At 66.7% G+C, this 25,726-nt stretch carries 23 protein-coding genes, 1 pseudogene and 1 riboswitch; of the genes and pseudogenes, 15 read left to right on the top strand and 9 right to left on the bottom strand.

Going from position 1 to position 25,726, the window contains the following annotated elements; translation table 11 throughout:
- Positions 1-474: 474 nt before the first annotated feature.
- Positions 475-2,049, bottom strand: coding sequence for a winged helix-turn-helix domain-containing protein (locus K225_RS21210; RefSeq protein ID WP_162143896.1), 1,575 nt, complete (start codon positions 2,047-2,049; stop codon positions 475-477).
- 183 nt (positions 2,050-2,232) lie between these two features.
- On the opposite strand from K225_RS21210, the gene K225_RS0118285 reads away from it, so the two are divergent.
- The 6 genes from K225_RS0118285 (at position 2,233) to K225_RS21205 (ending at position 8,081) form a co-directional block, all read left to right on the top strand.
- Positions 2,233-2,595 (top strand): group 1 truncated hemoglobin, encoded by a 363-nt coding sequence (locus tag K225_RS0118285; protein WP_026437707.1) that lies wholly within the window; start codon positions 2,233-2,235, stop codon positions 2,593-2,595.
- Positions 2,596-2,663: 68 nt separating this feature from the next.
- Complete coding sequence (locus K225_RS0118280) at positions 2,664-3,509, top strand: class I SAM-dependent methyltransferase (protein WP_026437706.1); 846 nt, start codon at positions 2,664-2,666, stop codon at positions 3,507-3,509.
- A gap of 218 nt (positions 3,510-3,727) precedes the next feature.
- Positions 3,728-3,806, top strand: a riboswitch (S-adenosyl-L-homocysteine riboswitch).
- 67 nt (positions 3,807-3,873) lie between these two features.
- Complete coding sequence (ahcY, locus tag K225_RS0118275) at positions 3,874-5,310, top strand: adenosylhomocysteinase (protein ID WP_026437705.1); 1,437 nt, start codon at positions 3,874-3,876, stop codon at positions 5,308-5,310.
- Positions 5,311-5,487: 177 nt separating this feature from the next.
- Positions 5,488-6,486, top strand: a complete 999-nt coding sequence (locus tag K225_RS0118270; RefSeq protein WP_026437704.1) for a TlyA family RNA methyltransferase — start codon at positions 5,488-5,490, stop codon at positions 6,484-6,486.
- Entirely contained in the window at positions 6,483-7,334 is an 852-nt protein-coding gene (gene metF, locus K225_RS0118265; RefSeq protein WP_026437703.1) for a methylenetetrahydrofolate reductase [NAD(P)H], read from the top strand. The genes K225_RS0118270 and metF overlap by 4 nt, the downstream gene beginning before the upstream one ends.
- A gap of 72 nt (positions 7,335-7,406) precedes the next feature.
- Positions 7,407-8,081: a septal ring lytic transglycosylase RlpA family protein gene (locus K225_RS21205; protein ID WP_051249071.1), complete on the top strand. Its 675-nt coding sequence runs from the start codon at positions 7,407-7,409 to the stop codon at positions 8,079-8,081.
- 62 nt (positions 8,082-8,143) lie between these two features.
- Here K225_RS21205 and K225_RS0118255 read toward each other — a convergent pair whose 3' ends face one another.
- Positions 8,144-9,031 (bottom strand): 23S rRNA (adenine(2030)-N(6))-methyltransferase RlmJ, encoded by an 888-nt coding sequence (locus K225_RS0118255; protein WP_026437702.1) that lies wholly within the window; start codon positions 9,029-9,031, stop codon positions 8,144-8,146.
- A 382-nt stretch (positions 9,032-9,413) separates the two neighbouring features.
- On the opposite strand from K225_RS0118255, the gene K225_RS0118250 reads away from it, so the two are divergent.
- From K225_RS0118250 to erpA, 4 genes are all read left to right on the top strand, one after another.
- A complete protein-coding gene (locus K225_RS0118250; protein WP_026437701.1) occupies positions 9,414-11,345 on the top strand; it encodes a serine/threonine-protein kinase in 1,932 nt (643 codons plus the stop codon).
- A gap of 180 nt (positions 11,346-11,525) precedes the next feature.
- Positions 11,526-11,957, top strand: a complete 432-nt coding sequence (gene rplM, locus K225_RS0118245) for a 50S ribosomal protein L13 (protein WP_026437700.1) — start codon at positions 11,526-11,528, stop codon at positions 11,955-11,957.
- Positions 11,958-11,968: 11 nt separating this feature from the next.
- Positions 11,969-12,361 carry a 30S ribosomal protein S9 gene (gene rpsI / locus K225_RS0118240; protein ID WP_026437699.1) on the top strand — a complete coding sequence of 131 codons (393 nt, stop codon included), beginning with the start codon at positions 11,969-11,971 and terminating at the stop codon, positions 12,359-12,361.
- 179 nt (positions 12,362-12,540) lie between these two features.
- Positions 12,541-12,906: an iron-sulfur cluster insertion protein ErpA gene (gene erpA, locus K225_RS0118235; protein ID WP_026437698.1), complete on the top strand. Its 366-nt coding sequence runs from the start codon at positions 12,541-12,543 to the stop codon at positions 12,904-12,906.
- Between the two features lie 24 nt (positions 12,907-12,930).
- On the opposite strand, the gene K225_RS0118230 is transcribed toward erpA, so the two are convergent.
- Both K225_RS0118230 and K225_RS0118225 read right to left on the bottom strand, forming a co-directional pair.
- On the bottom strand, positions 12,931-14,040 hold the full coding sequence (locus K225_RS0118230) for an anhydro-N-acetylmuramic acid kinase (protein ID WP_026437697.1): 1,110 nt from the start codon (positions 14,038-14,040) through the stop codon (positions 12,931-12,933).
- A gap of 30 nt (positions 14,041-14,070) precedes the next feature.
- Positions 14,071-15,429 carry a M23 family metallopeptidase gene (locus K225_RS0118225; RefSeq protein ID WP_026437696.1) on the bottom strand — a complete coding sequence of 453 codons (1,359 nt, stop codon included), beginning with the start codon at positions 15,427-15,429 and terminating at the stop codon, positions 14,071-14,073.
- Between the two features lie 202 nt (positions 15,430-15,631).
- Between K225_RS0118225 and tyrS the strand changes: the two genes are divergently transcribed.
- A complete protein-coding gene (gene tyrS / locus K225_RS0118220; protein ID WP_026437695.1) occupies positions 15,632-16,864 on the top strand; it encodes a tyrosine--tRNA ligase in 1,233 nt (410 codons plus the stop codon).
- Between the two features lie 99 nt (positions 16,865-16,963).
- Here tyrS and K225_RS0118215 read toward each other — a convergent pair whose 3' ends face one another.
- Positions 16,964-17,959, bottom strand: coding sequence for a LysR substrate-binding domain-containing protein (locus K225_RS0118215; RefSeq protein WP_026437694.1), 996 nt, complete (start codon positions 17,957-17,959; stop codon positions 16,964-16,966).
- 120 nt (positions 17,960-18,079) lie between these two features.
- Here K225_RS0118215 and K225_RS21490 point away from each other — a divergent pair, with 120 nt between their 5' ends.
- The gene (locus K225_RS21490; protein ID WP_051249069.1) at positions 18,080-18,532 is read left to right on the top strand and encodes a DUF2917 domain-containing protein; all 453 of its coding nucleotides are present in this window, start codon (positions 18,080-18,082) and stop codon (positions 18,530-18,532) included.
- A 52-nt stretch (positions 18,533-18,584) separates the two neighbouring features.
- Positions 18,585-20,015: a bifunctional UDP-N-acetylglucosamine diphosphorylase/glucosamine-1-phosphate N-acetyltransferase GlmU gene (glmU, locus tag K225_RS0118205; RefSeq protein ID WP_026437693.1), complete on the top strand. Its 1,431-nt coding sequence runs from the start codon at positions 18,585-18,587 to the stop codon at positions 20,013-20,015.
- Between the two features lie 154 nt (positions 20,016-20,169).
- Here glmU and K225_RS0118200 read toward each other — a convergent pair whose 3' ends face one another.
- The 4 genes from K225_RS0118200 to K225_RS0118185 all read right to left on the bottom strand — a co-directional run bounded on the left by K225_RS0118200 (position 20,170) and on the right by K225_RS0118185 (position 23,313).
- Positions 20,170-21,222 carry a GGDEF domain-containing protein gene (locus K225_RS0118200; protein ID WP_026437692.1) on the bottom strand — a complete coding sequence of 351 codons (1,053 nt, stop codon included), beginning with the start codon at positions 21,220-21,222 and terminating at the stop codon, positions 20,170-20,172.
- Between the two features lie 113 nt (positions 21,223-21,335).
- Complete coding sequence (locus K225_RS0118195; RefSeq protein ID WP_026437691.1) at positions 21,336-21,680, bottom strand: chaperone modulator CbpM; 345 nt, start codon at positions 21,678-21,680, stop codon at positions 21,336-21,338.
- 2 nt (positions 21,681-21,682) lie between these two features.
- Positions 21,683-22,678: a DnaJ C-terminal domain-containing protein gene (locus K225_RS0118190; protein ID WP_026437690.1), complete on the bottom strand. Its 996-nt coding sequence runs from the start codon at positions 22,676-22,678 to the stop codon at positions 21,683-21,685.
- 146 nt (positions 22,679-22,824) lie between these two features.
- Positions 22,825-23,313 carry an Lrp/AsnC family transcriptional regulator gene (locus K225_RS0118185; RefSeq protein ID WP_026437689.1) on the bottom strand — a complete coding sequence of 163 codons (489 nt, stop codon included), beginning with the start codon at positions 23,311-23,313 and terminating at the stop codon, positions 22,825-22,827.
- Between the two features lie 137 nt (positions 23,314-23,450).
- Between K225_RS0118185 and glmS the strand changes: the two genes are divergently transcribed.
- Positions 23,451-25,376 (top strand): glutamine--fructose-6-phosphate transaminase (isomerizing), encoded by a 1,926-nt coding sequence (glmS, locus tag K225_RS0118180; RefSeq protein ID WP_026437688.1) that lies wholly within the window; start codon positions 23,451-23,453, stop codon positions 25,374-25,376.
- Between the two features lie 79 nt (positions 25,377-25,455).
- Positions 25,456-25,617 (top strand): annotated as a pseudogene (locus tag K225_RS21195) (transposase); the annotation flags it as partial.
- Positions 25,618-25,726: the final 109 nt, after the last annotated feature.

Genomic DNA, 25,726 nt, shown 5'->3' with positions numbered 1-25,726 from the left:
TGGTTCAAGTGGAATAACTAACGTCTCCACTGTGGCACTTTCGATGCCGTTTAGGGCGGGGGCGTCCATCCCATTGGTTTACGATCTCGCAGGGGTTGCGCAGCGGTCTTTGCGCGATGGGATGCCAGGCGCGGTGCGCAGTGGATAGCCCGGCTATCCACCAGCGCCGCAACGCCGCAGACCGCCCGCAAAGACCGCTGCCCCAAGGGTTGACGCGCAATCGGACGACAAGGCCGCCCCGGCTGCTGGCATGGGCACCAGCCCATGCGGCGCATCCGAAGCATCCACTCATCCCGATGGCGCTCCAACACGATCCCCTGGGAGATCGTCAACAGGCTCTGAGCGGGCGTGGGGGGCTCGTTCGCAACGAAGTCCACCCACTTTCATCCACTTGCCCCGAGGCCCTGGGCGTCGATCTGCGCTGGGCTTGGTGCCATGCCTTTTCCACCCAGGACATGCCCTCTGCGGAGGGCGTCATGCCATGCCGATGCGCGCGGCCCCCTGGCGAAACAGGGCTGTGCCCTGGGGGTCGAAGCGGAAAGCCGCGAAAAAGTCGTCGGCCTGGTAGCTCGGTCGCGCCTGGCGTATTGCTGTCGCATAGGTGCGAGCCAGGTCGAGCGAACCCGCCAATGCCAGGCTGTAGGCCGCGATGGCGCGGATGTGCGCGTGGGCGTTGGGACGGGCGGCGGCCTTGACGGCCCAGTCCGCTGCCTCGTCGAACCGGCCCAGGCGCACCAGCGCCATGGCGCGGGCTCCCAGCATGCCGAAAAGCAGGGGGTCGAAAGGGCTGAGCAGGCGCGAGTGGTCGGATGCTGCGATGGCAGCCTGGGGGTCGCCCGCCTGGGATTGGACAAACGCCAGCGTGTAATGACCCAGCGCGAAGCTGGGACTCAGGTGGATGGCCTGCTCCAGCTCGACCACGGCCGAGTCCTGCTGGGCGCGCAGCCACAGTGCCCGGCCCATGGCCCAGTGGGCTGCTGGGTTGCGGTCGTCGGCGTCCAGGCTTTGGCGGGCAGTGGCCATGGCCTGGTCGCACGCGGCTGCGCGCTCGGACCAGCCCTGGAAGGCGTTCTGGAAGTGCGTGAACGACAGCCCGGCGTAGGCGCGTGCGAACGTGGGGTCGAGGTGCACCGCCATGGCAAAGAATTGGCGGGCGCGCTCGTTGTCGGCCTGGTTGAACCGGTACATGTGCCACAGGCCGCGGTGGTGGGCTTCCCAGGCGTCGAGGGTGTTGGGCGGGCGCAGCAGGGCGCGGTTGCGCTCGGCCAGCTCGATCTCGCTGGCGGCGATGGCGACGATCTGGCTGCCAATGTCGTCGAGCACGGAAAAAGCGTCGTCCAGGGGGCGGTCGAAGATGTCGGCCCAGACGACGTGCGCAGTGCGGACCTCCACCAGTTCGGCCGTCACCACCAGGCGCTGCGCGTGGCGGCGCACGGTGCCGCTCACCACATAGTCGACATCGAGAAGGCGCGCGGCCTCCTGCGGGCCGATGTCGCGTTCATGCAGCGCGAACATGGTGCCCTGGGCGATGACGAACAGGCTGCGCAACTGGGCCAGCCGGGTGATGACATCGTGGGCCAGTGCGTCGGCCGTGCTCCCCCGCGCACCGGCCACGGGCGAGAGGTCGGCGAAGGGCATGACGGCGATGGACGCGCGGTGCGGATGCGCGTCGCGGGCGGTGTCGAGCGGCAGCTCCGGGCCTGCGCCGGGCTCGCCCTGGCGCAGAGGGATGGGTGGTTCGCATTCCGCGACCGCCGCCACGAAACGGTAGCCGCGGCGTTGAACGGTGGCGATGCAGGCTTGTGCCGTGCCACTGTCGCCGATGGCCTGGCGTGCCGCCTTGATGCAGCTGCTCAGGGCCGACTCGCTCACCACCTTGCCGGCCCACAGCGCATCCAGCAGTTCCTGCCGGGGCACGATGCGGTGGCGGTGCTGCAACAGGTAGGCCAGCAGGTCGAACACCTGCGGCTCGACCTGGCGTGGCTGCCCCTGGCAGCGCAAGGTGAACAGGCGGGTATCGAGCTCACAGTCTCTGAAAGTCAGCAGCACCGGCGACTCCTTCACTGAAGCAGAGTCGGGATCATAGGGCGCCCCGCCATCTTCAGCCAATCTCCACGCCTTCCCCATGGTGGCGCCAAGGAATCTGGCGCGGGCAGGGGTAAGCTTTTCCTCCGTGGCTTGGGGCAGCCCGGGCAACGCATTCAAAGGCTTCTTGACCGAAAGGAGTTCATCATGGCTACCACGCTTTACCAACGGCTGGGCGAATCGGCGGGCATTGCCCGCCTGGTGGATGACGTCATTGCCGCCCACCTGAGCAATCCCCTCGTCAAAACCCGTTATGAGAACGTCAAGGACCTGGAGCGCACCAAGAAGATGGCGACCGAGTTCTTCTGTGCGGGCGCCGGGGGGCCGCAGGCCTACACCGGCAAGGACATGCTCACGGTGCACAAGGGCATGAACATCAGTGAACAGGAGTATCTGGCGGTCATGGATGACATCGTCGGTGCCATGGTCAAGCACCAGCTGGACGATGCCACGAAGAACGAGGTGATCGGCATCCTCTACGCGCTCAAGGGCGACATCATCCGTGTCTGACCGGTTCCGTGTCGGCGCGGTCGCGCCGCAGGGGCGGACGTTGCACACCATCTATGGAGGTACCTCAAATGGACTCGCAACTCGAAAGCATCCGCGAACAGCAGAAGGCGTCCTGGAACCGGTTCTCCGCAGGCTGGAAGAAATGGGATGGCCTGTTCATGGACTTCCTGCGCCCCATGGGCCAGGAAATCATCCGCTTGCTGGACCCGAAGGGCCAGGACGTGGTGCTCGATGTCGCCGGCGGCACGGGCGAGCCCGGGTTGACGATTGCGGCGCGCATTCCGCAGGGGCGGGTGGTCGTCACCGACCTGGCGGCGAACATGCTGGAGATCGCCGGGGAGAATGCGCAGCGCCGCGGGCTGGCCAATGTGGAGACCCGCGTGTGCGATGTGTGCGCGCTGCCTTTTGCGGACCAGAGCTTTGATGCCGTCAGCTGCCGCTTTGGCTTCATGTTTTTTCCCGACATGGACTTGGCGGCCCGGGAGATGGCGCGTGTCCTGAAACCCGGCGGGCGCCTGGCCACCGCGGTCTGGAATGTGGCGGAGAAAAATTTCTGGGTCACGGCCATCATGGGCGCGATCAACCGGAACATGGCCTTGCCTCCTCCGGTGCCGGGCGCACCGGGCATGTTCCGCTGCGCCCAGGCGGGCTGGGGTGAGGCGCTGTTTGCGCGGGCCGGGCTGAAAAATGTGTCGGTCAGGGAGGTGGCGGGACAGCTCAACTGCCAGACGGCCGATGTGTATTGGCAGGCCATGACCGAAGTGGCCGCACCGGTGGTTGCCGCACTGGGCCAGGCCGATGAAGCCACGGCAGAGAAGATCCGGGACGAGGTGTATCGGGCCATCGAGCAGAAATTCCCGGATGGCAATGTCCGGATCGACGCCAGCGCACTCGTGGTTTATGGCGAGAAATGAAGGAGCGCTGCCGTACCTGGGGGGCGCCACCATGCCATGGCAACGGGGCCTGGTGACGGATGCCTTCCTGCGCACGGCGGGGCGCATCATTGCAGGCGGATGCGGCGCTTGCATCGGTGGGCCCTGTGCATGCCGCGCCATGTGGCCGGGGAATGCGCCCTGGCTGATGGCCGGGATGGCGTGGCGCCGGGTGCGCGCGTCCGTATAATCTCGACCTCATCCGAGGAGCGTTGCAGCGTCCCCAGCATTGGCGGGGCGTGAGGCTCGGAGTCCATCTCGCAACGACGCTCATCCACTTTCCGCGTGGTGAGCTTTTTCCCTTCCCCCGGCGAGTGGTTTTTTCAAACATGCTTTGGAGCAAACCATGAACGCACGCGTCAACGCACCCACCCTGGCCGACAGCGCCATTGCCGACATCGGCCTGGCCGACTGGGGCCGCAAGGAAATCCGCATCGCCGAGACCGAGATGCCCGGCCTGATGGCCATCCGCGAGGAATTCGCCGCCAGGCAGCCGCTCAAGGGCGCGCGCATCACCGGCTCGCTGCACATGACCATCCAGACGGCCGTGCTGATCGAAACCCTGAAAGCCCTGGGCGCCGATGTGCGCTGGGCCTCGTGCAACATCTTCTCCACCCAGGACCACGCTGCCGCCGCGATTGCCGCCACCGGCACGCCGGTGTTCGCCATCAAGGGCGAAACCCTGGTGGACTACTGGGACTACACCCACCGCATCTTCGACTTCGGCGCCAAGGGCACGGAAGGCGAAGGCCCGAACATGATCCTGGACGACGGTGGCGACGCCACGCTGCTGATGCACCTGGGCAAGAAGGCCGAGAAGGATGCCTCCGTACTGGCTAACCCCGGCAGCGAGGAAGAGCGCATCCTGTACGCCGCCATCAAGGCCAAGCTGGCCGAAGACAGCACCTGGTACAGCCGCAAGAGCGCGCAGATCCTGGGCGTGACCGAGGAGACGACCACCGGCGTGCACCGCCTGAAGGAAATGTCGGCCAAGGGCACGCTGCTGTTCCGCGCCATCAACGTGAACGACTCGGTGACCAAATCGAAGTTCGACAACCTCTACGGCTGCCGCGAATCGCTGGTGGACGGCATCAAGCGCGCCACCGACGTGATGATCGCCGGCAAGGTGGCCGTGGTGGCCGGCTACGGCGACGTGGGCAAGGGCTCGGCCCAGGCCCTGCGCGCGCTGAGCGCACAGGTGTGGGTGACCGAGATCGATCCCATCAACGCACTGCAGGCCGCCATGGAAGGCTTCAAGGTGGTGACCATGGAATGGGCCGCGCCACTGGCCGACATCTTCGTCACCACCACCGGCAACCGTGACGTGATCACCTTCGAGCACATGAAGGCCATGAAGGACCAGGCCATCGTCTGCAACATCGGCCACTTCGACAATGAGATCCAGGTCGCCAGGCTCGAAGAGCACTGCCAGTGGGAAGAGATCAAGCCCCAGGTGGACCATGTGATCTTCGCTGACGGCAAGCGCATCATCATGCTGGCCAAGGGCCGCCTGGTGAACCTGGGCTGCGGTACGGGCCACCCGAGCTTCGTGATGTCGAACTCGTTCGCCAACCAGACCATCGCGCAGATCGAGCTGTTCACCCACCCCGAAGGCTACGACGTGGGCAAGGTCTACGTGCTGCCCAAGCATCTCGACGAGAAGGTGGCGCGCCTGCACCTCAAGAAGGTGGGCGCCATGCTGACTGAGCTGAGCGACGAGCAGGCCGCCTACATCGGCGTGCCCAAGCAGGGCCCCTACAAGCCCGACACCTACAGGTACTGATTCCCCCTGGGGCGCTGTGCGCCTTCCCCCTGAGCGGGGCGCACCAGCGGCCCGGCAAAACCGGTTGCGCGGTGGCTCTGGCGGGTGGCGCGGCTCCATGATGCTATCTTTATATGAGCTGCTAGCGCTGGATTCACTGGCGCTACCAGCTGACTTGACTCAAAAAGGATGGGCGCGATGCGCGCAGATGTGTTTTTGGTGGAACGTGGCCATGCGGCCACGCGCTCGCAGGCGCAGCGGCTGATTGCCGCGGGCGTGGAGTGGCGCCTGTCGCCGCTGGCGCCCTGGCAGAAGGTGGCCAAGAACGGTGACGAAATCCCGCCCGTGGCCGAGGTGCGGCTGCTCGACGATGCCGAGGCCAAGTACATCTCGCGTGGCGGCCTCAAGCTCGAAGGGGCGCTGCGGGCCACCGGCCTGTCGGTGGCGGGCCTGCGCTGCCTGGATGTGGGGCAGAGCACGGGCGGCTTTACCGACTGCCTGCTGCAGCAGGGCGCGGCCCAGGTGATTGGCGTGGACGTGGGCCACGGCCAGTTGCACGAGCGGCTGCGCGCTGATCTGCGCGTGGTCTGCGTCGAGGGCGTGAATGCGCGCTCGCTGACGGCGCAGGCCTTGCAGGATGCCTGTGAGCTGGCCCTGTCGGAAGTGATCGAGGCCGAAGAGGACAACGAGACCCAGCCCGAGGCGCCCTACAGCTGGATGCGCAATGGCGGGCAGGTGGACGAGGCCTACGACGACAGCAACGATGCCAAGGACCAGGACATCGAAGCCTTCAAGTCCGAGCGCGCCGCCCGCGCCAAGGCCCGCGAAGAGGGCACGCTGCCGGTGGAGCGCCGCCGCCGGCCTGAATGCGCCGATGTGGATATCACGCCGGTGTTCGATGTGGTGACGGGCGATCTGTCGTTCATCTCGCTCACGCTGGTGCTGCCCGCGTTGGTGCCGCTGCTGGCGCCGGGTGGCAGCCTGCTGATGCTGGTCAAGCCGCAGTTCGAGCTGCAGCCCGGCCAGGTGGGCAAGGGCGGCATCGTGCGCGATGCAGCGCTGTATGCCGTGGTGGAGCAACGCATCCGTGACTGCTGTGCCGAGCTGGGCCTGGTGGTGCAGGCGTGGCTGGACAGCCCCATCAGCGGCGGCGACGGCAACCATGAATTTTTTGTTTTTGCGAGGAGGGGCGCATGACCGCGGCCAACGCACCAGCCACCGGTCTGCCGGTGAGCTTCGAATTCTTTCCGCCCAAGACGCCCGAGGGTGCCGAAAAGCTGCGCACCGTGCGCCAGCAGCTGTATGCCCGCAAGCCCGAGTTCTGCTCGGTGACCTATGGCGCAGGCGGTTCTACGCAAGAGGGCACCTTTGGCACCGTGCAGGAGATCCTGGCCGAGGGCGTGAGCGCGGCCTCGCACTTCTCGTGCGTGGGGGCCACGCGCCAGTCGGTGCGCGAGCAGCTCGCCACGCTCAAGGCCATGGGCGTCAAGCGCCTGGTGGCCCTGCGCGGCGACCTGCCCAGCGGCTACGGCATGGGCGGCGAGTTCCACTACGCCAGCGACCTGGTGGCCTTCATCCGGGCCGAGACCGGCCGCGATTTCCACATCGAGGTGGCAGCCTACCCCGAGGTGCACCCGCAGGCCCGGTCGCCCGAGGCCGACCTCCAGGCCTTTGCCGCCAAGGTGCAGGCAGGGGCTGATTCGGCCATCACCCAGTATTTCTTCAATGCCGATGCGTACGAGCGCTTTGTGAACGATGTGCGCCGCCTGGGGCTGGATGTGCCGGTGGTGCCCGGCATCATGCCCATCATGGGGTCTTCGCAACTCATGCGCTTTTCGGATGCCTGCGGTGCCGAGATTCCGCGCTGGATCCGCCTGCGCCTGCAGGGTTTTGGTGACGATACGGCGTCGATCCGGGCGTTTGGCCTCGATGTGGTGACCGCGCTGTGCGAGCAGTTGCGCCAGCGTGGCGTGCCGGGCCTGCACTTCTACACCATGAATCAGAGTGCAACAACGCTGGAACTGTGCCGGCGCCTCGGTTTGTAATGGGGTGCGGGGCCGGGTTGCGTGATCGCTGCTGCGCGGTGGGTTCTTTCGTTTTTCAGGAAGTGGTGATGGATGCAGCGGACTGACAAGAGCGTGAAGCGCGTGCGCTGGTGCCCGCTCCTGGGGCTGGCGGCGCTTTCATGGGTGCTGGTGGCCTGTGCGCCCATGCCGGTGGCGGATTCGGGTCGCCCCGAAGCGGCTGCCGGGGTGTCGGCCGAACCCCGCAATGCCTGCGAGCTGGCGCAGCAACGTGGCGCGCCCCGCTCACGGTTTTGCGCGCCGGCGGTCGGCAGGCAGGTCGAACCGCCGCCGCGGGCGAAGCCAGCGCCGGAGCCGGTTCGCAACGAAGCCGCCCGGCGCGGAGCCGACAGCGCGGGGCCGCAGGACAGCGCGGACGAGCCCGTGCGCGAAAGCGACCAGCAGGGCCTGGCATCCTGGTACGGACCGCGCTTTCACGGCCGGCGCACGGCCAGCGGCGAGATCTTCGACCGCCGTGACTTCACCGCTGCACACCGTTCCCTGCCATTCGGCACCCGGGTGTGTGTGCGCAGCCAGCTCACGGGCCGCGCCGTGGTGGTGCGCATCAATGACCGCGGCCCTTTTTCCGGGAACCGCGTGATCGATGTGAGCCAGGCCGCCGCCCAGGAGCTGGGCATGCTGGGACTGGGCATCAAGCCCGTGGAGCTGTGGCTGCTGGAGGACGGTGAGAGTGACTGTTTCCCATCGCTTTCGGGATCGGCCCCTTGAGCCTGGCGGTAGGGCCAAGAAGCGGTCCATCGCCCCGCCAGGGCTGAGGTCGCCCGCCGCTTTCAGCCGCCCGATTCGAGCGTGTGGGTGGCGTGCTGGTCCTGGGCCAGCAATTCCACCATCTGGGGCAGGGCGGTCTTCAGGGCGGCCTTCAGGGTGAAGGGGGGATTGATCAGGAATATGCCGCTGGCAGGCAGGCCCGGGCGCTTGATTTCGCCATCCGCCTTCCCGGTGAGCTTGCTGGACTTCACGGTCAGCGTGGCATGCAGCCAGCCCTTGCCCGCCTTGGTGGCCAGGGTTTTCAGGCGGCGCGGCAGGTCGTGCGCTTCGGGGCGCGGAATGATGGGGTACCAGACGGCATAGGTGCCTGTGGCAAAGCGCTTGAGCGAATCGGCCGCCATGTCCAGCACCTTGGCATAGTCGCTCTTCATTTCATAGCTGGGATCGCACAACACCAAAGCGCGTCGGGCCGGTGGAGGCAAAAATTTCTTGATGCCCTCAAAACCGTCTTCGTGCAGCACGGCCACCTGCCGACCGGCCTCCAGCTGGGCCACGTTGCCGGCCAGCGCGCGCAGATCGGTGGGGTGCAGCTCAAACAGCTTGAGCTTGTCGTGCTCGCGCAGCAGCCGCTGGATGATGAAGGGCGAGCCGGGGTACACCTTGGTGGTGGGGCCCTGGTTGAAGGCTTTCACCATGTCCACATAAGCCTGCAGCGCGGGTGTGAGTGCGGCAACGCCGGGTGCGGTGAGGCGCAAGATGCCGTCCCCCGCCTCGCCGCTGGTGCTGGCGTAGTCGCCATCGAGCCGGTACAGGCCCGCACCCGCATGGGTGTCGAGAACCGTGAGGGCCGCGTCTTTTTCGGTGAGGTGTTGCAAGGCGGCAATCAGGACGGTGTGCTTGAGCACATCGGCGTGGTTGCCTGCATGGAAGGCGTGGCGATAACTGAACATGGCGCAATGGTAACGATTCGGTCCCTGGTGGCCGATGTGCGTTGCTGTGCAGCGCGCATCGGACGCACAGCGCGGGCCTGGATAGGGTATTGAAATGCTATATAAATAATAGCTATTGATTATTTGTTTGCGGGGTTTGTAAGCTATTTCCCTGATCCTCCGGTCGGTGTGATGGCCGGGCGGGACCGGCGCGCTGCTGGCGCACGGGCAAAAACGGCACAATCGGCGGCGTTCCTGCCGCTGGGTGATGTTTTTGGCAGACAGGATGCCTTTTGTTTCCGGGAGCGACGGTGCATGCAGCATGATGGGCGCCGTGACGGTCGAGGCACCGCGAATCCATCCCGTTGCTGCCCCGGACGCGTTCCCATTACCCCCGCCCATGATGATCGAAAACCCCAGCCCCACCCCTGTCAGCCGTGTGAACCATGTGGACGCGCTGACACCGGGCACGCGTCTGGCCGAGTTTGAAATACTGCAACTGCTCGGGGTGGGCGGTTTTGGCATGGTCTACAAGGCATTCGACCATTCGCTGCACCGCGCCGTGGCCATCAAGGAGTACATGCCTTCGGCGCTGGCGGGCCGTTCGCAGGGGCAATCGCTGTGGGTGCGGTCGTCATCCGACCAGCAGACCTACCATACCGGGCTGGCGTCCTTCATGGGCGAGGCCCGCCTGCTGGCGCAGTTTGACCATCCGTCCCTGGTCAAGGTTTTCCGTTTCTGGGAGGCCAACAACACCGCCTACATGGTCATGCCGCTGTATACCGGCATGACCTTCAAGCAGGCACGCGCGCAGATGCGCACGCCACCGCCCGAGGCCTGGCTGCGCAAGGTGCTGTGGTCAGTGCTGGGTGCGCTGCGTGTGCTGCACGAGGGCAACACACTGCACCGCGACATCTCGCCCGACAACATCTTCCTGCAGGACAACGGGCCGCCGGTGCTGCTCGACCTGGGCGCCGCGCGCCAGGCCATCCATGACCAGGGCCACCCGCACACGGCCGTGCTCAAGGTGAACTACGCGCCCATCGAGCAGTATTCCGAGGGCGATGACGCGTTGCGCCAGGGCCCCTGGAGCGACCTGTATTCGCTGGCTGCCGTGGTGCATGGCTGCCTGTGCAACGACGCCCCGCTGCCCGCCACGCTGCGCTCGATCCGGGACCGCATGGTGTCGTTCTCACGCGTGGCCAAGACCGTCCAGCGCCAGTTCGGCGTGCAGTATTCGGCGCCATTTGTGGCCGCCATCGCCCAGGCCCTGGCCCTGCGCCCCGAGGACAGGCCCCAGAGCATCGACGCATTCCTGCAAACCATGGGGATGACGTCGCCACCCGAGGGTGTCGAGCACTTCGACTTCCGGGCCGACCTGGGGGGCGTCTGGGTCGAATCCGCAGATCGGCCAGGCCCCGGCGTGACCGCGCCCATTGTGAACGCTGTCTCTGCGCCCAAAAAAATGGCCGATCTGGAGGATTTGACCTACCGTTCGGCGCGGCCTGAACTGCCTCCCGCTGGCGTGGGCGCGCGGGACAACCCTGCTGCCGCGGGGCCGGACACGGTGGTGGCGGGCATGGCTGACACGGTTTTCATGGATGTAGGAGACTCGGTTTTCGAGGATCCACCCAGGATGGGGGCGGTGCCGGCAGAACAGCCTTCGCGGGCGGAGCGCTCCGAGCAAAAGCAAAAACGCACGCGAAAGGTGCCAGGTGTCGGAGCGCAACGGACGGGGCATGCCGCCGCAGGGGCCCGGTCCCGGTGGCCATCGTCGTCGGTGTGGCTGGCGGGCATCATGCTGGCCCTGGGCGCCGCAGCCGGAGCGACGTGGTGGGCGCAGGGGCGCTCCACCCCGGGGCCTGCCGACGACATGCTCACGGAGCTCAAGGAGCCACGGGCTGTGCCCGCCGCCGCCGCATCGCAGCTGGTGGTGTCGGCGAATCCCGCAGGCGATACGCCGCGGGCTGGGGGGGGCGATCAGAGTGCTGTCGCTGGTGGTCCGGGCGGAGTGCCCGCCACCGCGGAGGCCGCCGTTGCCGACCCCGTCGTGCGCATGCCGGCGCAGCGCCGCACCCTGCCGGGGTCTTCTGCCGCCACCGCGGTGGCGGTGCAGGAGGTATCTGCGCCCGAGCCGGTCGTGGTGCCCAGGCCCAGGGCTCCGGTGGTGCGCACCATCGGGCCTGAGGAAGCTTGCGCCGATGCCGGCATGCTGGCCCGCCCCCTGTGCATTTTCAATGAATGCAAAAAACCGGGACTGGCCACGCATCCGGTGTGTGTGGATGTTCGCCGGCGGCAGGAGGCCGAGGAGCAGCGCCGGCAGATGCAAAACTGAGGCTGCAGCGCGTTCTCGCGGTCGCCCTTGCCGGAAATGGATGCTGCTTTGTATAATGGCGGGCTTCGCAGCGCTTTAGTGGTCCCGCGGCGAAGACTTCATCCCACCTAAGAGGCTTCCGAAAGAGAAGCACCGACCGTGGAAAAGGACCCGCCAAACCCTCTTACCAAGAGAAAACTCATGACTACTACTTTCAGCGCAAAGCCCGCTGAGGTTGTGCACGAGTGGTTTGTGATTGACGCGACCGACAAGGTCCTCGGACGAGTAGCCAGCGAAGTTGCTCTCCGTTTGCGCGGCAAACACAAGGCCATTTACACGCCTCACGTCGACACCGGTGACTTCATCGTCATCATCAACGCAGCCAAGCTCAAGGTCACCGGCACCAAGTCCCTGGACAAGGTGTACTACCGCCACTCGGGTTACCCCGGCGGTATCACGGCCACGAACTTCCGTGACCTGCAAGCCAAGCACCCCGGCCGCGCGCTGGAAAAGGCTGTCAAGGGCATGCTGCCCAAGGGCCCCCTTGGCTACGCAATGATCAAGAAACTCAAGGTGTACGGTGGTGCCGAGCATCCCCACACCGCCCAGCAGCCCAAAGCGCTGGAAATCTAAGGAGCCTTGAGATGATTGGTGAATGGAACAATGGCACCGGCCGTCGCAAATCCAGCGTCGCCCGCGTGTTTCTGAAAAAAGGCTCCGGCAAGATCACGGTGAACGGCAAGGACATCCAGTCCTACTTTGGCCGCGAAACCTCGATCATGATTGCCAAGCAACCCCTGGCGCTGACCAACCATGTCGAAACCTTCGACGTGATGATCAACGTGCACGGTGGTGGCGAATCCGGCCAGGCCGGTGCTGCCCGCCACGGCATCACCCGCGCCCTGATCGACTACGACGCGACGCTCAAGCCCGTCCTGAGTCAAGCCGGCTTCGTGACGCGCGACGCCCGCGAAGTGGAACGCAAGAAGGTCGGTCTGCACTCCGCCCGCCGCGCCAAGCAGTTCTCCAAGCGTTAAGCTCGGGTGCTGCCTGCCCGCCATCCTTGCGGTGGTGGGTCGCAACAAGAAGCCGCCTTCGGGCGGTTTTTTGTTGCCAGCCACAATGCCCCCACTGAAATTGGCGTCAAACGCCGGTGGCCTGAATTCCCGACTGGATTGCAGTAGCATTCAAGTCAGATCCTGAATTGGAGTACCCCATGAGCGCAGTTGCCGAAAACGTCCAGACCGAAATGCCCACCCCCATCCTGTTCACCGACAGCGCAGCGGCCAAGGTGGCGGACCTGATCGCCGAAGAGGGCAATCCCGACCTGAAGCTGCGCGTGTTCGTCCAGGGTGGCGGATGCTCGGGCTTCCAGTACGGATTTACCTTTGATGAAATCACCAACGAAGACGACACCACCATGACCAAGAATGGTGTCTCACTGCTGATCGATGCCATGAGCTACCAGTATCTGGTGGGCGCCGAGATCGACTACAAGGAAGACCTGCAGGGCGCCCAGTTCGTGATCAAGAACCCGAACGCCTCCAGCACCTGCGGCTGCGGTTCGAGCTTCTCGGCCTGACTGGCGGAGCGAAGCCTCTTTTTTTCAGGCCGGATAGACGGCCCCCAGCACACGGGCGCCTCGGGCGCCCGTGACGCTTTGGAGGTTGCCGGCTTGCCCCTGCACCGTCTGGCGGGCCAGCCAGGCAAAGGCAGCCGCCTCCACTTGCAGCGCGGGCAGGCCCAGGGTGTCGCTGGGAACCACCGAGATGCCAGGCGCCAAGGCCTGCAGGCGCCGCATCAGCTGGGTGTTCAAGGCGCCGCCACCGCACACTGCCAGTGTTTTGCTATTTTTCCCATGGCTGATGGCGCTCATTGCACAAGCGCTGGCGGTCAATTCTGTCAAGGTGGCCTGAACGTCAACGGGCTGGACACCGGAGTGCGCCGCCAGCGCATCCGACAGCCAGGTCGGGTTGAACAGGTCGCGCCCCGTGCTTTTGGGCGGGGATTGCCGCAAAAAAGGCTCCTGCAGCAATGTGGCAAGAAGGTCGGGCAGCACCTGACCCTGGGCGGCCCAGTCTCCATTCTTGTCAAAGGCCTGACCGGTGTGCAACTGGCACCAGTGGTCCATGAGCGCGTTGCCGGGCCCGCAGTCGAAGCCCGCCACGCTGCCGTCGGCGCCCAGCACGCTGAGGTTGGAGATGCCGCCGATATTGAGCACCAGCACCGTCTCGCCTGTCCGGCCAAACACGCCCCGGTGAAAGGCAGGAACCAGCGGGGCGCCTTGTCCGCCTGCAGCCACATCCCGGCTGCGAAAATCCGCCACCACGGGGATGCCGGTGCACTCGGCCAGCAGGGAGGGGTTGTTCAGTTGCAGGGTATAGCCCGTGCCGTCGAATTCCTGGGGGCGGTGGCGCACGGTCTGCCCGTGCGCGCCGATGGCCCGTACGGCGCTGGCGGGGACGCAGCTGTGTTTCAGCAGCCTTTGCACTACGGAGGCGTAGGCCCGTGCCAGCGCATTGCCCGCCAGGGCCGCACGGTGCAGTTCGTTGGGGCCGGGGGTGTTGAGTGCGAGTAGTTCTGCTCTTAAATCAGGAGCTAAAGGCGCTGATTCATGGCCGATGACGACCATTTTTTCTTGTGAAAAATCGGCCAGAACACCGTCCACGCCGTCGAGCGAGGTGCCCGACATGAGGCCGATGTACAAGCCGGGCATCGCCTGCAACGGCACCGTGCCGGGTGCGGCTTATTCGGCGCTGGCCTGCTGCACCAGCGCGGCCGCCGAGAGTTGTACACGCATGTTCGCGGCCAGTCGGTCGAAGGCGGGGCGGGCGGCGGCTGACACCGGGGCTGCGGATTCACTTTGCTGGGCGATCGCCTGCGGGTCCTGCTGTTGCCCGTTCACGCGGAATTCGAAATGCAGGTGCGGGCCGGTGGCCCAGCCCGTGGCACCCACGGCGCCAATGGTCTGGCCTTGCTCGACGGTCTGGCCCTGTTTCACATCCATCCGGCTCAGGTGTGCGTACACGGTGACGTGTTGGTTGCGGTGCTTCACGAAGACCACGTTGCCGAAACCGTTCTGCACGCCGGCGAATTCGACGACACCGTCGCCCACCGTGCGCACGGCCGTGCCCGTGGGCGCGGCATAGTCGGTGCCCAGATGGGCGCGCCACTTCTGCAGGATGGGGTGAAAACGCATCTTGAAGCTGCTGCTCACGCGGGAAAACTCCACCGGGGAGGTGAGGTAGGCGCGGCGCATGCTGGCGCCGTCCAGGGTGTAATAGGCGCCTTTGGCGGTGCCATGGTCCTGGAACCACACCGCCTCATGGGTTTTGCCGTTGTTGTGGAATTCCGCGCTGAGCACGCGACCGCTGCGCAGCGGTTCGCCGTCGGCTTCCAGGGTTTCATAGACCACCGAGAAGCGGTCACCCTTGCGCAGCGATCGGTGAAAGTCGATGTTGCCCGAGAACACCTCGGCCAGCTGCACGGCCACGGCATCGGGGATGCTGGATGCGTCGGTGGCGGCAAACAGCGAGCTCTGGATCACCCCGCCCGCCAGGCGGCTGCCCGTGGTGAGGGGGGCGGACTCGACGCGCGAGGTGAACCGCTCGCCGGAACGCTCGACCACCAGGCGGCGGAAGTTGCCGCTGTCGTCCGGGGCCCAGCGGGCGGTCAGGCGCACAAGGCGGTGGTCGTCGGTGGTTTCGGCCGAGACCGAACGCCCTGCTCGGCCCAGCAGATCCTGGCGAGCCTGGGCGTCGCTGCGCAGGAAGGCCGAGGCGGCCGGATCGGCCACGCCCATGCGCTGCAGCAAGGACTCCGCGGTGTCGCTGCTGCGGGTCTGTTCCGAGCGGTACAGCGAGAAACCGGGCGCTTCCAGGGCATCCAGCACCGGGTTGGCCGCCAGCGACTCGACGGCGTAGCTGACCTGGCGCACGGGAAGATCCGAGGGATCGGGTGCAAACGACGCCACGGCAAATGCGCCGCCGCCGCCGGTCAGCAGCAGGGTGGCCACGGCGGCCGTGATGCGTTTGGGGTGTTTCTGGACACTGTGAACCAGCCGGGCAAGCAATACGGTGCTGGCGGTGGTGAAGCCGTTGATCAAAGGTCTGTCCCCAAGGTTGAAGGTGCTGCCGGCATGGTTCCCCGCTGCAAAACGGGGCGACACCGGGAGTGCAAGCGGTCAGGTTGCAGGAATTCGACAGGGCTGCCGAGGCGTCGAAACGGCGAGACCACTAGAATCCGCCCACTGCAATGTGGGCTGAAGTATAGCGGCGCACGCTGTCCAGACATCCCAGAAAACCCTTATGAATCAATCTGCTGTTACAAAGAACCTGGTATCCGATGGTGTAGGGCGGGCCCTTGAAATCTCGTTGCGCGGCGTGGACGAGCTGCTGCCGCAGGACGAGTGGATCAAGAAGCTGGCACGCTCCGAGGCCACGGGCCAGCCGCTGCGCATCAAACTGGGGCTGGACCCGACGGCGCCGGACATCCACATCGGGCACACGGTGGTGCTCAACAAGATGCGGCAATTGCAGGACCTGGGCCACCAGGTGATCTTCCTGATCGGCGATTTCACCAGCCTGATCGGCGACCCCTCGGGGCGCAACAGCACGCGCCCGCCACTCACGCCCGAGCAGATCCAGTTCAACGCCGAAACCTATTACCGCCAGGCCAGCATGGTACTGGACCCGGCGCGCACCGAGATCCGCTACAACAGCGAGTGGAGCGAGCCGCTGGGCGCGACGGGCATGATCCAGCTGGCCTCCCGGTTCACCGTGGCGCGCATGATGGAACGCAACGATTTCCACGACCGATTCAAGGCGGGCAACCCGATTGCGGTGCACGAGTTTCTCTACCCGCTGATGCAGGGCTACGACTCCGTGGCCCTGAAGAGCGACCTGGAACTGGGTGGCACCGACCAGAAATTCAACCTGCTCATGGGGCGCCATCTGCAGCAGGAATATGGCCAGGAGCCGCAGTGCATCCTGACCATGCCGCTGCTCGAAGGCCTGGACGGCATCGAGAAGATGTCCAAGTCCAAGAACAACTACATCGGCATCAGCGAAGACGCCAACACCATGTATGCCAAGGTGCTGAGCATTTCCGACACGCTGATGTGGCGCTGGTACACGCTGCTGTCATTCCAGTCGCTTGCACAGATCGAGGCCCTCAAGGCCGAGGTGGCGAATGGCCGCAACCCCAAGGACGCCAAGGTGGCGCTGGCCAAGGAGATCACCGCGCGCTTTCACAGCGCGGCGGCGGCCGATGCGGCCGAGCAGGATTTCATGAACCGCAGCAAGGGCGGCGTGCCCGACGAGATTCCCGAGGTGGCGCTGTCGGGCGCGCCGCTGGGCATTGGCGCCTTGCTCAAGCAGGCCAACCTGGCGCCCTCGACCAGCGAGGCCAACCGCCTGATCGACGGCGGCGGCGTGCGCATCGACGGCGGCGTGGTCAGCGACAAGGGGCTCAGGCTTAACGCAGGCATCTACGTGGTGCAGGTGGGCAAGCGCAAGTTCGCGCGCGTGACCCTGGCTTGATCTGTGGGTGAGAGTGGCTTGAAGCGCTTGTCGGTCATGCGTTGATGGCGATCAATTTGAAAGCGCTGAGCCCGCCAGGACTCAGCGCTTTTTTGGTGCTCAGTCCAGGTGGTCGTTCAGGTCCGGGTCGGGCACCTCGCCAATCGCCTGGCGCGTGGCCAGGGCCTGCAACTGCAGCCAGGCGCAAAAGGCCTTGATCTCCGGCCGCTGGCTGCTGCGCGGGCCCAGCAGCAGCCAGTAGACCAGCGGTGAATCGAGCCGGTGGCCGGGCAGCACCTCCACCAGGTCGCCTCGTGCCAGTGAATCCGCGATCAGTGGCATGCGCGCCAGCGCCAGCCCCTGGCCGGCCAGCGCGGCCTGGGCGATCTGCTGGGCGTAGTTGAAGTACAGCCAGCGCCGTGGCTCCAGTTGCCGCTGGGCGTGCACCTCAAACCAGCGGCGCCAGGTGATCCACTCGAAATACGGCAGGCGGTGGGCGTCGCCGGCGTCGATGAGCGCAAATTGCGCCACGTCCGCCGGTTCGCGCACCGGTGGCATGCTCTTGAGCAGCCAGGGGCTGGCCACCACGGCCAGCTGTTCGCCAAACAGCCGCTGCGCGCCGGGCGCCACGCTGGCCGGCACGCTGGAGCGCAGCGCCAGGTCCACGTCCGCAGTCTCCAGGTCCACCAGGGTGTCGGTGGCGTCGATGCGGATGTCCACGCCGGGGTTGTCGCGCTGAAACTCCTCCATGCGCGGAATCAGCCACATCGAAGCAAAGCTGGCCCAGGTGGTGACGGCCACGCTGCGCCGCCCGGCCGTCTGGCGCACCAGGCGCACGGCGGCGTCCATGCGCTCCAGCGCCGGGGCCACCGCGCGCTGCAGCTGGGCGCCGGCGCTGGTCAGCTCCACGGCCCGCGTGTGGCGCAGGAACAGCGCCACGCCCACCTCGTCTTCGAGCGCCTGGATCTGGCGGCTCACGGCCGACTGGGTGAGCGCCAGCTCATCGGCGGCGGCGCGAAAGTTCAGGTGCCGCGCCACGGCCAGAAAAGCGCGCCAGTGGCCCGTGGCCACGGGGCGGGTGCGCAGCACGGCGGGGGCGTATTCGGCGGAAGCCATGGGCGGGTGATTCATGCGTGGATGGAATGAATAGCGTAGCGCGTTTTCATTGGACTGCAAGCGCATTACGGCGGAGCATGGCGGTACCGGAAACCCTTTATTGATGCCAAGGAGCATGCCATGTCCATCGCCATTCCTCTGTCCGCCTCCGCCGTGCTTTCCGACGCCAGCCGCGTGCCGGCACGCCAGTGGAAACTGCCGGCCGGGCGCGCGCTGTCGTTGTACCCGCGCGAGCGCGGCGTGCTGGAGATCACCCTGGGCCGTGCGTGGGTCACCCAGTCCGGTGCCCGCTGCGCCAGCACCGACCATGTGCTGGCGGTGGGCGAGCGCCTGGTGCTCGAGCCGGGGCGCCATGTCGTCATCGAACCCTGGGCCGGGCCAGGCTGGCCGGCTGCGGCCTTCCGCTGGGAGGCTGCTGCGCTGGTGCGGGCCCCCGCCGACTGGGAGCGCGGCGTGGCGCAGCCCGCGCGCGAGCTGGCGCAGGCCCTGGCGGGCGCGGGCCGGGCGGCGGTGCGGGTGGCCACCGGGTTCGCGGCATGGGCCGGGCGCGGCGGTGCGCCGTGCGGCGGATAATCGACGCATCTTCCCGTCGGCGCACTCCCGTGCCGCAACACCCCAAACATCCATGACCCCACTCGACATCCTCATCATGGCGGCCGGCAAGGGCACGCGCATGAAAAGCCGCATCCCCAAAGTGCTGCAGCGTCTGGCCGGGCGCCCGCTGCTGCACCATGTGCTGGACCAGGCCGCGCACCTGGGTGCGCGCAGCGCCATCGTCATTACCGGCCATGGCGCTGTAGAAGTAGAAGCTTCTACCGTAGGTGCAGAAAGCGCTGCAGGCACTTTTGATCTGAAATTTGTCCGCCAGGAGCCCCAGCTGGGTACAGGCCACGCGGTGCAGCAGGCCGTGCCGCACCTGCGTGACGAGGGCACGGCGGTGGTGCTGTCGGGCGATGTGCCGCTGACCCAGGCCGACACGCTGCGCGCGCTGGTGGCCGCCAGCGCGGGCGGGCAGCTGGCGTTGCTCACCGTGACCCTGCCCGACCCCGCGGGCTACGGCCGCATCGTGCGCGATGCGCAAGGCGCCGTGCAGGGCATCGTCGAACACAAGGACGCCACCGACGCCCAGCGCGCCATCACCGAGGTCTACAGCGGCATCATGGCCGTGCCCGCGCGGCTGCTGCGCGGCTGGCTGGCGCGGCTGACCAACGACAACGCCCAGGGCGAGTACTACCTCACCGACATCGTTGCCATGGCCGTGCAGGATGCCGTGCCCGTGGTGGCCCACCGCATCACCGACGCGCTGCAGGTGGCGGGGGTGAACAGCCCGCTGCAACTGGCCGAGCTGGAGCGCGCCCACCAGCTGCGCACCGCGCGCAGCCTGATGGAGCAGGGCGTGCGCCTGGCCGATCCGGCGCGCCTGGATCTGCGCGACGACGCGCGCACCGGCGTGCGCGGCGCGCTGGTGTGCGGCCAGGACGTGGAGATCGACGTGAACTGCGTCTTCACCGGCCGCGTGGAGCTGGGTGAGGGCGTGCACATCGGCGCGAACTGCTGCATTGCCAACGCGCGCATCGCGGCCGGTGCGGTGATCCACCCCTTCACCCACATCGACGGCGAAAAGCTGGGCGCCACCGTGGGGGCGGGCGCGCTGATCGGCCCCTTTGCCCGCCTGCGCCCCGGCGCGCAGCTGGGCCGCGAGGTGCACATCGGCAACTTCGTGGAAGTGAAGAACTCGACCCTGGCCGACGGCGCCAAGGCCAACCACCTGGCGTATCTGGGGGATGCCACGGTGGGCGAACGCGTGAATTACGGTGCGGGCAGCATCACCGCCAACTACGACGGTGCGAACAAGCACCGCACGGTGATCGAGGCCGATGTGCACATCGGCAGCAACTGCGTGCTGGTGGCGCCCGTCACCATCGGTGCAGGCGGCACGGTGGGCGGTGGCAGCACCATCACCAAGGATGTGCCGCCCGGCGCGCTGGGCGTGGCGCGCGGCAAGCAGGTCAGCAAAGAGAACTGGCACCGCCCGGCCAAGCAGCCCAAGGCATGACAGTGGCCGGCAGCCTCCTGAGGCAACGCTGAACAAATCCCTCGCGTGCCGCGTAGCCAATGCGCGCAATGGCTGGGGCTATTGCTGCGCTCCGCGCCTTGCATTCCATCCCCAACCAGGGCGCGCGCCATCGCGGTGGCTTGTTCCGCGTTGCCTAGACCACCGGCGCCAGAGCCGGCATGGCGCCGGCCGAGACCCGGTTGCGCCCCGCGGCCTTGGCCTGGTAGAGCTCGGAGTCGGCGGCATGGGTCCAGGCGCGCAGGCTGCTGTGGCGGTGGTCGGCCGGGGCCACGCCCAGGCTGCTGGTGAGCTGCAGCTGGGGCAGGTCGTGCGGCTGCAGGGCCTGCACCTGTTCGCGGATGCGCTGGGCCACCACCATGGCGTTGTCCAGGTGCATGCCGCGCAGCACGATGGCGAATTCATCGCCGCCGTAGCGGCCTGCGCAGTCGGTGGCGCGCACGTTGCCGAGGATGATGCGCGCCAGCGCACGCAGCACTTCGTCGCCCACGGTGTGGCCGTGCTGGTCGTTGATCTGCTTGAAGTGGTCGATGTCCAGCATCACCAGGCAGGCGGGTTCGTCGGTGGCATGGTGGCGGCGCAGCGTGGCCTCGGCCTGCTCTTGCCAGTGGCCGCGGCCATACAGGCCCGTGAGGGCGTCGATGCGCCGCAATTCGTCGAGCAACTGGTTCTGCCGTGACACCTCGCGGATCAGGCGGTAGCTCACCACGCTGACCGACAGGGTGTGCAGGACGAGCACGGGCAGGCACGCAATGAGCACCGGCATGGATGTATGCGGTGCCCAGTGAAAACCGGCGAAAGCCGTGCTGATCACCGCCGCGCCGGCCATGCCAGGGAGCGAGCGGACCCACAGGCCGCGGATGCCGGTGGTGATCTTGTCCACCATGGTCAGCGTGATGATCAATACGCTGGGCAGCAGGTTGAAGTGCATCAGTGGTATCAGGGCCACGATCAGCGCCGAATCCACCAGCAGATTGCGTATTTCTGCGCGGTAGGGGTTGGAGTTGCGGTGGCTCAGCTGGTAGGCCACATGGGGCCAGACGAAGGAAATGAGCGCCATGCACAGCCAGGCCGGCAGGCTGGCGTTGCGCTCCCACAGCACCACGCCCGCCACCACGCCGCCGAGCCCCATGCCCAGCAATCGCAGGGGATAGACCCGGCGAGGGAGTTGGCGTTGGGGGGTGGGCATGGTGGGTGCGTCAGGGGCCGCCGCCCGGGCAGGGCGTGCGCTGGGTGTGGAGTTGTTACAGAAGCCTACAGGGAGCGCCCCGCCAGCGCCAGAAAAAAATGGCACCGGATGCGTCATCCCCGCGCAAGGCCGTTTCTCGTGGCGGCTTCCAGGTGCTGCAGGCGCTGGCGCAGCCGCGCCACTTCCTCGATCAGATCGGCCGTGAGGGCGGCGAGATGGGGGTCTGCGTCGAAGGTGGTTTCCAGCTGGGCCAGTCGACGCGCGCGCACCACGGTGGCGCTGGCGAAGCGCCAGTGGCCGCCCGGGCCGTCGGTCTGCAGCAGGCCGGCTTCCAGCCGTTCGCTGACCCAGCCCGGTGCCATGTGGCAGATGCGGGCCAGGTCCTCCAGGGTGAGTTCGGCTGCTTCATCCAGCAGTTCGCCCGGCTGGATGGTGGGGGTGTCGTGGGCAGAGGGCATGGTCAGGCTCCGGGAGTGGCGCGCGGGTTGAAGCGGGGAAAGGCCGCGCCCAGCGCGGCATAGGCGGCGCGCTCAGCGTCGCTGTGGGCTGGTGGCAGGGCGACGCTCAGTTCCAGATACAGGTCTCCGGGCGTGGCGGCCGGAATGCCCCGGTCTTTCAGGCGCAGCTTGCGCCCGGATTTCCAGTGCGCGGGCACGGTCACCTCCAGGGCTCCCGCAGGGGTCTGCACCGCGATGACGGCGCCCAGCTCGGCCTCCCAGGGCGCCACGGCCACGGGCTGGTACACATCCCGGTCGATGGCGCGCCAGCGCGCGTCGGGCTTGAAATGCACCTCCAGGAACAGATCGCCCGCGGGCGCGCCACCCGTGCCCGGGCTGCCCTGGCCGGTCAGGCGGATGAGCTGCCCTTCGCGCACGCCCTTGGGGATCTTGACCTGCAGGCTGCGTTCCTCGTGCACCATGCGGCCTGCTGCATCGAGGCGGGCGCCGCGCAGCGCCAGGCTGCGCTCGGCGCCCTGGTAGGCGTCCAGCAGGTCGAGCTCGATCTTGGCGTGGTGGTCGTTGCCGCGCGAGGGTGGGGCTGCGCCATCCCATGCGGCATCGCGGGGCGGCTGGCGGTGTGCGCCGTGGGCCCGCCGGGTGCGTGCCTGGCGGCCGAACAGCTGCTCGAAAAAGTCGCTGAATTCGCCGTCGGGCCCGCCGGCCGCACCTGCCCCGTCGGAAAACTCGAAGCCCGCGTCCCAGTTGGGCGGGGGGCGAAAATCCTGCCCCGGGCGGTGCGGCGCCTGCCGGCCCAGGGCGTCGTAGGCTTCGCGCTTTTCGGGGTCGGAGAGCACGGCGTTGGCTTCGTTGATCTCGGCCATGCGGGCCATGGCATCGGCCTCCTTGCTCACGTCGGGGTGGTACTTGCGCGCCAGCTTGCGGTAGGCCTTCTTGATGTCCTCGGCGGTGGCGGTCTTGCCGACGCCCAGCACCTGGTAGTAGTCCTTGAATTCCATGCGGCGTTTCCTTCGCGGTGGGGCTGCAAGGGGCAGCAGCGGGGGCTGCTACTGTAGGCCGCAGTCCGGCACCATGGCAATGCCGGGGCGCTTGCGGCCGGCGCCATGCCGGCGGAATGCCGCAAAAAGATGGCTGCAGGCGCTTGTCAGGGAAGCGCTATCGGTATTTTTGTCTCGAATTTTGCCCGGCGGGTGGCAAAGAAGGCTTTGACGTTGCGCACATTGGCGTCGCCCGTGAACAGGCGTTGCGACAGTGCCAGGTACGCCGGCATGTCGCGCGTGTGCACCACCAGCATGAAATCCGGCCCCGGCGACACGCGCCAGCACTGCTGCACGCCGTCGTCCGCCACGGCGCGGGCTTCGAACGCGTCCAGCCATTCGGCGCCCTGGCGGTCCAGCGTGACCTCCACGATGGCCGACAGCCCGTGGCCCTGCAGGGCCGCCAGCCGGTCGGGCTGCAGGATGGCCACCTGGCGCTCGATCAGTCCGGCATCGTGCAGGCGCTTGACGCGCCGCAGGCAGGTGGGCGGCGACACGTGCACCTGCTGCGCCAGGGACTGGTTGCTCTGCGCGGCATCGGTTTGCAGCAGGTGGAGCAACTGCAGGTCGGTGGCATCTATTGCTATTTGTTCCATAAATTGATTTTTTGTGGAATTAAATTCCGTTTCTATTGAATGGTGAAATTAAATTTCAAATTTCAAGAAATATCAATCCAATATTTTTCTTTGACCTGCCTACCATCGCAGCATCTTTTCAACCCAAGGCAACCACCATGTGCGGCATCGTCGGCGCGGTCTCCACGCGCAACATCGTTCCCATCCTCGTGCAGGGCCTGCAACGGCTCGAATACCGGGGTTATGACTCCTGCGGCGTGGCGGTGCACGCCTCCAGCCTGGAGGCCGCGCGCCAGGGCTCGGTCCCCGGCGGCCTGCAGCGCGCCCGCAGCACGGCGCGCGTGGCCGAACTGCTGGAGCAGGTGGCCACTGAGCACATCGCCGGCGCCACCGGCATTGCCCACACCCGCTGGGCCACGCATGGCGCGCCCGCCGTGCACAACGCGCACCCCCATTTCAGCCACGGCACCGGCGCCGACGCCAGCACCACCAGCGCGGGCCGCGTGGCGCTGGTGCACAACGGCATCATCGAAAACCACGAAGAGCTGCGCGCCGCCCTGCAGGCCCGCGGCTATGTGTTCGCGAGCCAGACCGACACCGAAGTCATTGCCCACCTGGTGGATAGCCATTACAGCGGCGACCTGTTCGACGCGGTCAAGGCCACCATCGCCGAATTGCATGGCGCCTACGCCATTGCCGTGGTGCACAAGGACGAACCCCACCGTGTGGTGGGTGCGCGTGCCGGCTCGCCGCTGATCCTGGGCGTGGGCCAGGAGGGCTCGGAACATTTCCTGGCCAGCGACGCCATGGCCCTGGCCGGTGTGACGGACCAGATCGTGTACCTCGAAGAAGGCGACCTGGTGGACCTGCAGCTGGGCCGCTACTGGATCGTGGGCAAGGATGGCGCGGCCCTCACACCCGCGCAACGCCCCGTGCGCACCGTGCAGGCGCACAGCGGCGCGGCCGAGCTGGGCCCCTACCGCCACTACATGCAAAAGGAAATCTTCGAGCAGCCGCGCGCCATTGCCGACACGCTCGAAGGTGTGGCGGGCATCGTGCCCGAGCTGTTCGACGGCGCCGGCGTGCATGGCGAGCCGGGGGCCGCCGCCTGGCGCGTGTTCAAGGAGATCGACAGCGTGCTCATCCTGGCCTGCGGCACCAGCTACTACAGCGGCTGCGTGGCCAAATACTGGCTGGAAGACATCGCCGGCATCCCCACCCAGGTGGAAGTGGCCAGCGAATACCGCTATCGCACCAGCGTGCCCAACCCGCGCACCCTGGTCGTCACCATCAGCCAGAGCGGAGAAACGGCCGACACCCTGGCGGCCCTGCGCCATGCGCAGTCTTTGGGCATGCAGCACACGCTCACCATCTGCAACGTGGTCACCAGTGCCATGGTGCGCGAATGCAAGCTGGCCTACGTCACCCGCGCGGGGGTCGAGATTGGCGTGGCCAGCACCAAGGCCTTCACCACGCAGCTTGCCGGCCTGTTCCTGCTGACGCTGGCGCTGGCGCAAGCCAAGGGCCGCCTGACGGACGAGCAGGAAGCCGCCCACCTCAAGGCCATGCGCCACCTGCCCGTGGCCCTGCAGGCCGTGCTGGCACTGGAGCCGCAGCTCATCAGCTGGGCCGAAGACTTTGCCCGCATGGAGAACGCACTCTTTTTGGGCCGGGGTCTGCACTACCCCATCGCGCTCGAAGGCGCGCTGAAGCTCAAGGAGATCAGCTACATCCACGCCGAGGCCTATCCGGCCGGCGAGCTCAAGCACGGCCCCCTGGCCCTGGTCACCAGCGCCATGCCGGTGGTGACCGTGGCGCCCAACGACGCGTTGCTGGAAAAACTCAAGAGCAACATGCAAGAAGTGCGCGCACGCGCCGGCGTGCTGTATGTGCTGGCCGATGCCGACACCCACATCGAAAGCAGCGAAGGCGTCCACGTCATCCGCATGCCCGAACACTACGGCCACCTCAGCCCGCTGCTGCATGTGGTGCCGCTGCAGCTGCTGGCCTACCACACCGCCTGCGCGCGAGGGACGGATGTGGACAAGCCCAGAAACCTTGCCAAGAGTGTCACGGTCGAATGATCGTGACGCTCTTGGGTGAATAGCCCCGGCTGCACTAGACACCTTTGAGCCTCAAACCTGAGGCCCAATAGGAGGTGCCATGACGAAGCAGCCATATCCCGAAGAATTCAAGATCGAAGCGGTCAAGCAGATCACCGAGCGAGGCCACCGGGTGGCCGATGTATCCGCCCGGATCGGAGTGAGCCAGCACAGCCTGTACAAGTGGATCAAAGCCTATGCGATACCTGCACTTGAGCGACAGGCGCAGCCGCATTAACACGAGCCTGGTCCTCGATGCACTGCTGATGGCACTGTGGCGCCGACAGCCGCATGCGCCGGTCATGGTTCATTCCGATCAGGGCTGCCAGTTC

It is taken from the genome of Acidovorax sp. JHL-9, from assembly GCF_000426205.1.
Lineage (GTDB): Bacteria > Pseudomonadota > Gammaproteobacteria > Burkholderiales > Burkholderiaceae_C > Acidovorax > Acidovorax soli.
The sequence above is the reverse complement of the archived record's forward strand: the minus strand, read 5'-3'. Positions and strand labels throughout refer to the sequence as shown.